The sequence below is a fragment of the Undibacterium sp. CY21W genome, from assembly GCF_014284265.1.
GTDB classification, from domain to species: domain Bacteria; phylum Pseudomonadota; class Gammaproteobacteria; order Burkholderiales; family Burkholderiaceae_D; genus Undibacterium; species Undibacterium aquatile.
In genome coordinates, this window is the sequence record NZ_JACOGE010000002.1 from 277,128 (window position 1) to 288,863 (window position 11,736).

8 protein-coding genes are annotated in these 11,736 nt (G+C 50.8%); 5 read left to right on the forward strand and 3 right to left on the reverse strand.

The genetic code is table 11. The annotated features are described in order from the left end of the window. Positions 1-202: 202 nt before the first annotated feature. Complete coding sequence (locus H8K29_RS05855) at positions 203-2,185, forward strand: OPT family oligopeptide transporter (protein WP_186896805.1); 1,983 nt, start codon at positions 203-205, stop codon at positions 2,183-2,185. 51 nt (positions 2,186-2,236) lie between these two features. Here H8K29_RS05855 and H8K29_RS05860 read toward each other — a convergent pair whose 3' ends face one another. The 3 genes from H8K29_RS05860 to H8K29_RS05870 all read right to left on the reverse strand — a co-directional run bounded on the left by H8K29_RS05860 (position 2,237) and on the right by H8K29_RS05870 (position 6,157). Beyond that, positions 2,237-2,962: a tRNA-uridine aminocarboxypropyltransferase gene (locus tag H8K29_RS05860; protein ID WP_186896806.1), complete on the reverse strand. Its 726-nt coding sequence runs from the start codon at positions 2,960-2,962 to the stop codon at positions 2,237-2,239. 59 nt (positions 2,963-3,021) lie between these two features. Continuing rightward, on the reverse strand, positions 3,022-3,915 hold the full coding sequence (locus H8K29_RS05865) for a TIGR01777 family oxidoreductase (RefSeq protein WP_186896807.1): 894 nt from the start codon (positions 3,913-3,915) through the stop codon (positions 3,022-3,024). Positions 3,916-4,075: 160 nt separating this feature from the next. Then, complete coding sequence (locus tag H8K29_RS05870) at positions 4,076-6,157, reverse strand: TonB family protein (protein ID WP_186896808.1); 2,082 nt, start codon at positions 6,155-6,157, stop codon at positions 4,076-4,078. A gap of 253 nt (positions 6,158-6,410) precedes the next feature. On the opposite strand from H8K29_RS05870, the gene H8K29_RS05875 reads away from it, so the two are divergent. From H8K29_RS05875 to H8K29_RS05890, 4 genes are all read left to right on the forward strand, one after another. Beyond that, positions 6,411-7,367 (forward strand): 4-hydroxyproline epimerase, encoded by a 957-nt coding sequence (locus tag H8K29_RS05875; protein WP_186897149.1) that lies wholly within the window; start codon positions 6,411-6,413, stop codon positions 7,365-7,367. 123 nt (positions 7,368-7,490) lie between these two features. After that, a complete protein-coding gene (locus tag H8K29_RS05880) occupies positions 7,491-8,057 on the forward strand; it encodes a response regulator (RefSeq protein WP_186883074.1) in 567 nt (188 codons plus the stop codon). Between the two features lie 146 nt (positions 8,058-8,203). Beyond that, complete coding sequence (locus H8K29_RS05885; protein ID WP_186896809.1) at positions 8,204-10,957, forward strand: MASE3 domain-containing protein; 2,754 nt, start codon at positions 8,204-8,206, stop codon at positions 10,955-10,957. A gap of 275 nt (positions 10,958-11,232) precedes the next feature. Then, positions 11,233-11,733 (forward strand): chemotaxis protein CheW, encoded by a 501-nt coding sequence (locus tag H8K29_RS05890; protein WP_186896810.1) that lies wholly within the window; start codon positions 11,233-11,235, stop codon positions 11,731-11,733. Positions 11,734-11,736: the final 3 nt, after the last annotated feature.

Consider the following 11,736-nt stretch of genomic DNA (forward strand, 5'->3'; position numbering starts at 1 on the left):
TCAAGAATCACCGTGAAGGCAATCTACGTTCAACGATATTTGTCGTCACACATCTTGACAGCAAGATTGATGACTCAGATACTGCGGCATCTGAAAAATTATTTTCATTATTTCGACATCAGCGTTGATAAAACTGGCAAATACCTATGCCCGTCATCTGCACGCTGATGCGGTTGGTATCCTATTTCATCCCGGAGACATAATGGCGCTGCAACAATTATCTGAAGAGCAGGTACGCACCTGGACCCGAGCTCAGAAAGACGAGTGGTGGTTCAAGAATATTTATCGTGGCGACATGCCGCAGCTGACGTTCCGTTCAGCACTGACTGGCTTTTTATTAGGCGGCATTCTGGCCGCGACAGCGCTGTATATCGCCGCTAAATCCGGTGTGAATATCGGCGTTGGCCTGACTTCCGTGATCCTGGCCTTTGCCCTGTTCCGGATTTTGTCCAAAACCGGTATCGCTAAAGACTTTACCGTTCTCGAAAATAACTGTGCGCAATCAATCGCTACTGCCGCAGGCTATATGACTATGCCGATGGTGGCCCCGATTACCGCTTACATGTTGGTGACAGGGAAAATTATTCCGTGGTGGCACATGATGATCTGGATGGTGGTCTGCTCTGTGCTTGGTGTGCTCGTTGCGTTTCCATTGAAACGCCGTTTCATTAACGAAGATCAGTTACCGTTTCCGGAAGGCCGTGCTTGTGGCGTGGTACTCGACACTTTGTATTCCGGCGATGGCAAAGAAGGCATGCGTCAGGCCAAACTGCTGGGTCTGACGACGCTGTTTGCTGGCGCCTATCAGTTCCTGATCAGCGATGGCTGGATGAAACTGCTGCAATTCAAACTGCTGCAAATGGATAAATGGGCTGGTATGAAAGAAGCCTGGCATCTGCAGGAAAGGTTTGACGAATACTATTACATGGCAGCGGTGAAATTTGATTTATGGCTGCCAAAAATCCTGGGAATCGATTTCCGCACACTGGGTTTACGCTTTACCGTCGATGCGGCGATGTTTGGCGTCGGTGGTCTGATGGGTATCCGGGTTGCCAGCAGCTTGTTGTTCGGCAGCTTGCTGAATTTTGCTTTACTTGGCCCCTTGATGATACAAAAAGGCGATATCGTCGCGCGTATCGCTCCCAGTGGTAAAGCCGTACCGATTTCCCGCGTCGAAATTCTGAATCAATGGGGTCTGTGGTGGGCGGTATCGATCATGGTCGTCGGTTCTATCGTCACGCTGGCAGCGAAGCCTGAAATTTTTACCAGCTTATTTAAATCTTTCGGTAAAAAGAAAGAGATCAGCAGCAACAACGATTTGCTGAAAAATATCGAATTGCCGCTGATGATTTCCTATGTCGGTATTCCGGCATTCAGTATGCTCGGCGCATGGCTGAATTTCAGCTTTTTCGGCGTGCCTATGGTATTGACGTTCGCGGCCTTACCATTAGTTCTTCTGCTGTCTGTGATTTGTGCAAACTCGATGGCACTGACATCCTGGACACCAACCGGCGCACTCTCAAAAATCACCCAGATCACGATGGGTGCGATCGACAGAGTCAACCCGGCCAGCAACATGATCCCTGCCGGGATGACCGCCGAAGTAGCATCGAATGCTTCTAACCTGTTATCCGACATTACACCGGGTTACATGCTGGGTGCAAAACCTCGCCAACAGGCAATTGGTCACATCATCGGCATTATTTCTGGCGCACTCGCTTGTGTGCCGATTTACTACCTGCTGTTCTTACCTGCGGATGCGCAGGGTGTGCGCGACACGGCAAGTATCGTCAGCGACCAGTTTTCGCATCCATCCGCGATGCAGTGGAAAGGCATGGCCGAATTGATTGCCAAAGGCATCAGCAGTTTGCCGACGTCAGCCGTCATTGCGATGGTTATCGCCGCCATTGCTGCGGTGGTCATCGAAGGCGCTAAAATCATCACCAAGGGTAAAGTCCCGTTGTCAGCAGTCGCGATTGGTCTGGGTGTTGTCTTACCACCGGATGCCTGTCTGGCGATGTGGATAGGTGCAGCCGTATTCTGGTGGATGGGGCGCAAGCATACCGAGAAAGGTACGGCTGGTCATCAATTCTGGGTCGAAGGCTGCGAGCCTATCTGTGCCGGCCTGATTTCAGGTGCGGCATTGATGGGGATCGGTAATGCGATCATCAATGTGCTGATGTAATAACTGAAGTATTGATATATTAAAAAAGCCCCGCACGATGCGGGGCTTTTTTTATCTGAGGTTTGCCGGAATACTGCCGAGCTGCTGATCAACGAAACCATCAAATGCCTGCAGCAAACATTGATATTTGTCTTCGTCGTTTTCCAGACGCATCAGCGCATAAGCACAGGCTTCCAGACTCGATAATTGATCTGCTTTGTGCGCTTTACGTATCCGGTAATGCGATGCAGGCATCTGCTCCAGACTCAGGCGTGGCAAGGCTTGCAGTAAGGGATTCAGATACAACATTTTGCGACTTTTACGCCAGGTGGCATCGATAATCACCAACCGGAGTCCTTGTATTTGCTCACTTTCCTGATATTTTTCTGCCACAGGCAAGGCCAGATCTGCGGCTTCGATGAGAGACGTATCAGGATAGAGCAACACAGGCCGAATTTGTGCCACAGGCCGCGTATCATTTGAGACATCCATCGCCGCATCTGCAACTACATCTGCAGCTACATCGGCAAGCACATCGGCGGGTGCATACAAGGCCTGCATCAAAGTTTCGGCGGTAAAAACCTCGCCCGTCAGAACACGTGAATGCTGCAGACATAAATCCAGCAGACGTACGCTGCCTTTCGCATTATTCACTTCCAGAGGGTGCTGCAGTATCAATACCTCTACCCCATTATTCACAGGTACTATCCAGTTGCAGATACAAGCAGATTGCGGCCGGAGGCAGCGCTGACAAATCGCACGTTTAGCTGATGCCGGGGAAATCGCAGAAAAATTCATGCAATAAGACTGTTCATGTAAATGCGCTACAGACTGAACTGATCGATGCCAGATATCGCTCAAAGTAAATCATGCAGCGCTTCCGCCAGATACGGATACTGAAATTCGTAACCCAACTCAGCAACGTGCATGGGTTGCACGCGTTGCCCACCGGTCAGTAACTCTGCCATGTCGCCCATCGCCAGTTTGAGCAGAAATGCCGGCGCAACAAACAGCGCGGGGCGGTGTAAAGCAGCGGCTAGGGTCTGGGTGAATTCGCGGTTCGTTACCGGATGCGGTGCCACCATATTGTAGGGTCCAGCTGCATTTTTATCGTCCAGTAAATAGCGCACGATGGCCACATAATCCTGCACATGAATCCAGCTCATCCATTGTTTGCCATCAGCAATGCGCGCGCCCAGAGCGAGACTGAATGGCAGATGCATTTTCTTCAGTATGCCACCAGCAGCGTCCAGCACCAGTCCTGTACGTAAGATGCAAACGCGAATTCCCATGTCTGCCGCCCTGTTCGCAGCCGCTTCCCAGTCAGCGCACAGATGAGCGCCGAAATCTTTAGCCACAGCGGCCTGCTCATTCAACAACTGATCACCGCCATTTCCATAAATGCCCACCGCAGAACCACTCAGAAAAACTTCAGGCTTGAAATTAGCTGCAGAAATTTTTTGCAGCAGCTTTTCAGTCAGGGCGATCCGGCTGTCACGTAAAACTTTTTGCCGGGCGGAGGTCCAGCGTTTATCAACGATAGGTTCGCCAGCAAGATTAATGATGGCATCAAACTCGGTATCGACATGATATTCATCCAGCGATTGCATCGCATGGACGGCATTACCACACAAAGATCTGACCGTTTCGGGATGACGGCTGAACACAGTCAGCACATGTCCGTGATCAAGTAAGGACGAGCATAAACGGCGGCCGATTAACCCGGTACCGCCTGTGATCAGAATACGCATATCAGCCTCGTTAAATATTTTTCATCAGAAGACCTTGCATCACTTTCCCATCACCGTTCTCAGTTCACAGCACTGAACAATCAGCGCCAAACGGCATAACTGCAAACAGCAATGGCGGTGACGAAACAAAAGTGCATCAAAGAATCAGCTTCGTCGGCGATCAGCGCAACTCTTCGAGTATGCGCAAACCATCATCAAAGTTCCATACACGACGCACTTCTATCACGTCATATTGTGCAGCGATATTCGGTGGAAATGCAGCGTACTTGGCGTTGATACGAACAATATTGCGCACGGCCTGATCCAGATCAGCTCGCCCGCTCGATCGGTGTATCGTAATTTCCTCAACACTGCCGTCGCTGCGGATCGCCACCGTGACGACAGGATCGCCGCGCGCTTTATCGCGTGATGTCTGTGAAAAATTCAGATTCCCGTTTCTTTCGATTTTTTGCTTCCAGCTATCGATGTACATACGCAGTTGGATATCTTTTTCCGCACTGCCTAACACACTGCGGCGGCGAGGCCGTTCTTCAGTGTCGGCACGCGGCAATGGCGGCGTACCACGCAACAAATCTAAGCCACGCGCCTGTTCACGCGACCGGTTCGCCAGATCGCTGCTGAGTAAGCTTTGCGGCAAAACAAAAGCAGCAGTTTTGTCGCCACTTCCCGCAGCATTGCTGGCAGTTGATGCTGCAGAATTACTGTGGCTACCGGACACGCTGGTCTTGCCGACGGCACTATTGCCATCTGCCTTGCCAGCGGTGAGCGGATGATCATTGGCATTCGCCAGCTTATTCGTACCGGCAGCTTTTGCCGCGGCGATGGCAGCCTGTTCGCGCTCACGTTGCTGCGCCAGCGCCTGTTCAGCCTGTTGACGAGCAGACTCGGCACGCTGTTTTTCAAGGCGCTCTTGTTGCGCTTTTTGTTGAGCCTCTTGCGCTTGTTGCTGCACTTGTTGCTGCGCCCGTTGTTCTGCCAGTTTTTCCATTTTCTGGCGTTCCAGCAATTCCTCATTTTTTGCCTGAGCAATTTGCATTTCCATCTGCTGTTGTTTGCGCAACGCCTCTTCGCGTTGCCGCTTCAATTCTTCCTCGCGCTCTTCTGCCTGCTGACGCGCAGTGAGCATGGCTGTCTGGCGCTCTTTGCGTTGTTGTTCGCGCTGAACAAGTTCAGCCTGCATTTGCTGCTTCAGGCTGTCATCGACAAGTTTCATATTATCGATACGTTGCAACGCGGTTGCCGCCAGTGCACTGGCATTGGCTTTGCTGGCTTCTTGCAAAATACGTTGCTGTTGCTGCTCGGCTTCATGCTGTTGCTGCTCGGCTTCATGCTGTTTCAGTGCCAACGCAGCGTCAGCCTCCTTGCGCACTGCTTCAGCTATTTGCTTGCGGCTGGCGTCTTCCATCTGCTTCACACTTTGCTGCGTGGATGCAGGTGCTGCAATTTTTTCTTGCAACAATTCTTTCGTCGCCTGCAGTATTTTTTGTTCGCGCCGTTCACGCTGCTGCGCGTCCGGCTCAAAGCGACTGACCGCGACCGGCGGCAGATCAGTCAGCTCTTCAACTGACTGGCTTACTGGGTCAGGAAACATTCTCTGCTCTTCATTCTGCGTAAGCTCTTTTTTGCGTTCTTCCGGATCACGAACCGCGACGCTGAAAGTGTCGCTCCTGAAATTATTCTGAGTAATAATGTCAGGCACATCCACCGCGACAACCCGTGGCGGGCGTGACATAGCAACAGGTGTCCGGGTCACCGATTTTTTCACTTTCGCGGCTTTGGTGCGCGTTTTTTTCTCCGGTGCAGCGACGCTGGCAACAGCAATCGACGGTGCCAACAACTGTATGCCATGCGTCGCCGTTGATTTTGGCGCGTCAGCCATTGCCGGGGCGGGCGGGGAAGCAAGCGGAGCCGCAGAGACTGCGGGCTCCGTTGATGGCGAAACGGTGTTCGTTTCAGCTTTTAGGTTTGCACTTGCAACAGGGTCAGAACTGCTCACCCCAGCAGGTGAGGCTGTCGTGGCTGCAGCAGGAACAACATCCGCAATTTGCACACTGAGTTCAGGTGTTTCTGCCCGGCGTTTATCCCAGGGTACTTCGAGACCCGGTAAGCCGACACCCGGTAAGCCAAACTGCAACGACAGGATGAATGCATGCACCAACAAAGAAATCAACAAGCCGCCAGTCAGGCGTTTTTTAATCTCATCAGGCAATTGATGTTCAGTTTTGGCTGGAAACAGATTCATGCAGCAGATAGTGGAAAATTCGGCTAAATTGCAAGTTAATCAAAAACCGGGAACTGGCGATGCTGTCTTATGATGAGCTCGTCGCCAAGCCTCATTATCGCATGCTCGGCAATCCATATTGTTGCAGATTCTGACCTGAGAATTGCAAGCGTTTGCCGGAAAAAAAATTAACGTCCCGGATAAAACAAACGTCAGGCATTTATACTATGGCACCATACCATCACTGATATCCGCACGCAGAAAGAAACGCATGTTGAAAAAAATCTCCATCATTGATTCTCACACCGGTGGCGAACCCACCCGCATTATCGTCGGTGGCGGCCCCGACTTAGGCCGCGGCTCACTCGCTGAACGTCTGCAAGTTTTTCGCGACAAGTTTGACCAATATCGCAGCGCCACCGCCTGCGAACCGCGTGGCTCAGATGTCGTCGTCGGCGGACTGGCGTGCACACCTGCAGATCCGTCTTGTGTGGCAGGGATTATTTTCTTTAATAATGTCGGCTATCTCGGCATGTGCGGTCATGGCATGATCGGTTTTGTCGCAACTCTCGCCCACCAGGGAAAGATCAAGGCCGGACAGCATCGCGTAGAAACGCCGGTCGGTATCGTGAATGTTGAGTTACATGACGATCACAGCGTTACCGTCCACAATGTTCCCGCTTATCGCTACAAAAGCGCAGTCCGTGTTGAAGTGCCGGGTATCGGAGAGGTCTGTGGCGATATCGCTTGGGGTGGCAACTGGTTCTTCCTGATCAATCAGCATGGGCAAGAATTGCATCTGTCGAACGTTGAGCGCCTGACCGACTATGCATGGCGCGTGAGACAAGCATTGGAAGCCAGCCAGATTACGGGCGAGAACAATGCGCTCATCGATCATATTGAATTGTTTGGCGCCGCGACCAAAGCGAATAATCATAGCCAAAACTTTGTGCTCTGCCCCGGCAAAGCCTATGACCGTTCGCCTTGCGGCACCGGCACCAGTGCCAAGCTGGCTTGCCTTGCGGCAGACAATAAACTGGCACCGGGTCAGCTGTGGCGTCAGGAAAGTATTATCGGTAGCGTCTTCGAAGCGTCGTATCAGTTGCTAGCCTCGCCTGAGCGTCAGGCAAGAGGGCAAATATTGCCGAGCTTACGTGGAATGGCCTTTGTCAACATGGAGGCAGACATACTGCTGAATGAAGAAGATCCGTTTGTCTGGGGCATACGCTGATACGCTTGTTCATTGCATTCAAAGCACGCTGACAGAGGGCGACAGAAACATTATTTTTATTTCCCAAAATCAATAAAGTGACATAATTGGGCACATCTGTAAATTATCGAATTCATTGTTTTTATGACTGAAGACTACAAAAAGAAACCTTACCTGACGCCGAATGAAGTCGCGCAATGGATGATGGTGTCGCCAATTACTGTGCGTAGCTGGGCACAAAGAGGTTTATTGCAGGCCGAAGTCACGCCGGGTGGACATCGTCGTTTTCGTCTGGAAGAAGTCGAACGCTTTGCCCGCCAGTGGAATCCCGCCGGAAACAAGGGGCCACAGCGAATTCTGATCGTCGATGACAATAAGGCTTTTGCTGGCTTCCTGATGGAATTACTTGGTGAAGGCGAACAGCCTATGGTGGTCGAAGCCGCCTACGATGGCTTTGATGCAGGCCGTAAAGTGCATACTTTTTCCCCGGATATTGTCTTGCTCGACCTGATGATGCCGGGCATCAAAGGTACCGAAGTTTGCCGTCAGATCAAGGAAATACCGGGGCAAGCCAATGTCAGAATTATCGCCATGAGCGGATATCTGAGCCCGGAAAACGAAGCGGAGCTTCTCTCCGTCGGTGTCGAATGCTGCTTTTCAAAACCTATCGATACTGCACGTTTGTTTCAGGTCATAGGCTTCAACATCTGACCATGTCAGAATAGGATTCATACATCGATACAGTCGCCATCGATGATCTTCTTTCCGCTTAGCTTGAATTATTCTTACGGTCATGCCGACGATGAATAAAACTGATGCCACGATGAACGTTGAATGCACGCTGAATGAATGACATCATGCTCATCTCTGGAGTCGACGCAAAGCGCCAGCTGTTAAACCGGCAGCTATATCTGGTCGCGGTCTTTGCCGCCTTATTTTTGCTGGCGATGTTTTTGCCTCTGACGGATATTCATATTCCGCACCAGTATTATCTTCCTCTGCATACCTTGCTGGAATTTGCGGCCATTCTGTTTGCGTTTTTGATTTTTGCGGCAGTCTGGCACACACCGGAAAAAGAAGTCTCTACTTCCCTGCTGCTGATCGCCGTCACTTTACTCGCCGCTGGCTGGCTCGATTTTGCGCACGTCATGTCCTACAAAGGAATGCCTGATCTGATCACTCCATCCTCGCCACAAAAGTCGATTGCTTTCTGGCTTTTTGCGCGGATACTGTTTGCTGGCATTATTTTGTTCATCAGCTTTTTCCCCAATCTGCATCCGCCAGGACGGCGCTTCAGATATACCGTGCTGGTCGCATTCAGCGTCATTAACCTGGGGATTTTGTGGCTGGTCTTTTTTCAGGAAAGCAGCCTGGTCATTACATACAATGAAAACACCGGATTAAGCCAGTTCAAGATCGTCACTGAATGGCTGATCACCGCAGCACTGTCCGTCGCCGCCTTCCGTTACTATCGTCTCGCACGCGCATCTGGTCAGGAATTCTCAACACTGATGTTCGCGGCGATTGCCATTGCGGCGATGAGTGAATTTTTTTTTGCAGACTACGTCGTCATCAGTGACACATCGAATGTCATCGGACATTTTTACAAGGTCGTCAGTTATGCGCTGATTTACCGCGCGATGTTTGTAGTGATTGTGCGCAAGCCATATCAGACGCTGGCGATGCATGCAGAAACAGTACAAAAAATCAATGAAACCTTGCGTTCACAGGCAATGGCACTGGAATCCTCCGCAACGCCGATTTTTCTTACCGACGAAAATGGCTTACTGCGCTGGAGAAATCCGGCGTCACGCGCCATTCTTCCGCCGGATGCATCGGAAGTCGCTGGGCAGGCCTGTTTATTTTCAGCACCGATCACACCAGACCCCAGGATCGCAGCAGAATTAAGAAAAACCGTTGAAGCGGGGCGTATCTGGCGTGGCGCGATCACCATTACCCGAAGTAACGGCGAAAGCTTCATCATCAATCGTACCGTCACGCCGCTGCTGAACGACAATGGGATCATTGAGGGTTATGTTTCGGTTGGTGAAAATGTGACAGAAAGCACGAAAGCTTTATTGCGGCACAAGCGTGTGCTCGATACCGCGATTGATGGCTTCGTCATCGTTGATACCAAAGGAGATCTGCTGGAAGTCAATGAAGCCTACGTAAAAATGTCCGGCTATTCCATGGAGGAATTGCTGACGATGAGCATCAGTCAGTTACATGTTATGCAGAATGCTGAAAACGCCCAAAATCATCTGCAAAAAATCAGGACACAATATCGCGATCAGTTTGAAACACATCATCGCCATAAAGACGGTCATATTTTCCGTGTTGAAGTTTCTGTGACTTACGATCCGGAATCCAGACATTTCTTTATTTTCACGCGCGACATCTCCGAAAGAGAGAAGGCGGAATGCGTCAAGCAGGAACTGGAACGGCAATTGCAGCAGTCGCAAAAGATGCAGGCGCTGGGGCAATTGACGGGCGGCATTGCGCATGATTTCAATAATATTCTGGCCGCTATTCTTGGCTATTCCAATCTGGCGCTGGAACGCTTCGTGCCTGATAAACAAAGCAAACTGGCAATCTATCTGAAAGAAGTCATCACGGCCAGCGAACGCGCGCGGGATCTGATCGCCAAAATGCTGACCTTCACCCGCACCCAGGCCAGCACAGGCGTGAACCTGATTTCTCCCGCCTCAGTAATACAGGAAGTGGTGGCAATGATGTTGCCGTCGCTGCCTTCCAGCATACAGTTACAAAGCCATATCGAAGATGATCTGTGCATCCGTATGGATGCAGGAGAATTAAGCCAGATCCTGTTGAATCTCGTCATCAATGCGCGCGATGCGATTGATACCCATGGCGTGATTGACATTCATCTGCATCAGACAGAGTTACACGGGGAAATCTGTGCCATCAGTCAGCAAAGGTTATCCGGTAAATACCTGGCGATCGATGTCTCTGACAATGGCGGCGGCATCTCTCCCGAAAATATGTCGCGCTTATTCGATCCCTTTTTTACGACCAAGGAAGTGGGTAAAGGTACCGGGCTGGGTTTGTCTATGGTACAGGGCATACTGCGGCGCTCGGACGCCCATATTTTGGTGGAGTCCGGTGCTAACCTCGGAAGCCGCTTCCGGCTTCTGTTTTCCATCGTTCCGGCGTCAGAATGCAAATCGCAAGCCGCAAAAAATTCCAGTGCAGTCGATGTCACCGGAACCGGACAACGCATCTGGGTCGTGGATGACGAACCCGCCGTCGGCGGATTTCTACGGGAATTGCTTGAAGGTGCCGGTTATCAGGTGGAACTATTTACCGATCCGTACAAGGTGATGAATGCACTTGCCAACGAAGAGATTGCCATCGACTTACTGATCACCGATCAGACTATGCCAGGCATCACTGGCGTGACCCTGGCCCGCTACCTGCACAGCATGCAACCCGATTTACCAGTGATACTGTGCACTGGATACAGTGATGGCTTAGACCGCGATGAAGCCCTTCGCAAAGGAATAAGGCATTACTTCACCAAGCCGGTTGCCGCCGCAGCACTACTGACAACCATTGCCGATATTTTCGACATCAACAACAAAAAACCTTGATGTAAAACAATACACACTTTGCAATCGCAGATTCTCCCGCAAACAACAAATCGATAAATTCGATTGACTCGATATAATCAAAAGCCTTAGCATTGCCATCTGGAAATAAATTCTGTGCTGTTAGCGTGCTAGCAGCACGATTCTGATCCGATATTTTCCTCAACATATCTGCCAGCCGGACACCACTCTCCTCACAGGTGAGCAACATGCTTTGCCGCATGACCGCTGAATCAGATGAAAAGAGAAATATCTTTCACTGAATGCGAAGGATAGTGATGCAACTGACCGACAACATCAACGCCACCCAGAACCCCGTCGCCGGACTGGGCTCGCTGGAATTTCTGGCATTCACGCTGGGCAAAGAAGAGTACGGCATCGATATTCAGCGGGTGCAGGAAATTCGCGGCTACGAGGCGGTGACACGGATTGCCAATGCGCCGGACTTTATCAAAGGCGTGATCAATCTGCGCGGGGTGATAGTGCCCATCGTCGATATGCGCATCAAATTTAATCTGGACAATCCTGCCTACGATGAATTCACCGTTGTCATTATTCTTCACGTCTGCCAGCGTGTGATAGGCATGGTCGTCGACAGTGTTTCCGACGTCATCAATCTGGTGCAAGAACAAGTCAAGCCAGCACCCGATATCGGCTCGCTCAATACCGGCCATTTAATTGGCGTCGGCACATTAGATGACCGCATGCTGATTCTGATCGACATAGACAAACTCATTTCCAGCGGTGACATGGGTTTAATAGAACAGCTCTCTGAATAAGCT

What these genes read in the sequence shown, in the direction of transcription:
- H8K29_RS05855 (WP_186896805.1), top strand. Translation starts at nt 203, where the DNA reads ATGGCGCTGCAACAATTATCTGAAGAGCAGGTACGCACCTGGACCCGA.
- H8K29_RS05860 (WP_186896806.1), bottom strand. Translation starts at nt 2,962, where the DNA reads ATGAATTTTTCTGCGATTTCCCCGGCATCAGCTAAACGTGCGATTTGT.
- H8K29_RS05865 (WP_186896807.1), bottom strand. Translation starts at nt 3,915, where the DNA reads ATGCGTATTCTGATCACAGGCGGTACCGGGTTAATCGGCCGCCGTTTA.
- H8K29_RS05870 (WP_186896808.1), bottom strand. Translation starts at nt 6,157, where the DNA reads ATGAATCTGTTTCCAGCCAAAACTGAACATCAATTGCCTGATGAGATT.
- H8K29_RS05880 (WP_186883074.1), top strand. Translation starts at nt 7,491, where the DNA reads ATGACTGAAGACTACAAAAAGAAACCTTACCTGACGCCGAATGAAGTC.
- H8K29_RS05885 (WP_186896809.1), top strand. Translation starts at nt 8,204, where the DNA reads ATGCTCATCTCTGGAGTCGACGCAAAGCGCCAGCTGTTAAACCGGCAG.
- H8K29_RS05890 (WP_186896810.1), top strand. Translation starts at nt 11,233, where the DNA reads ATGCAACTGACCGACAACATCAACGCCACCCAGAACCCCGTCGCCGGA.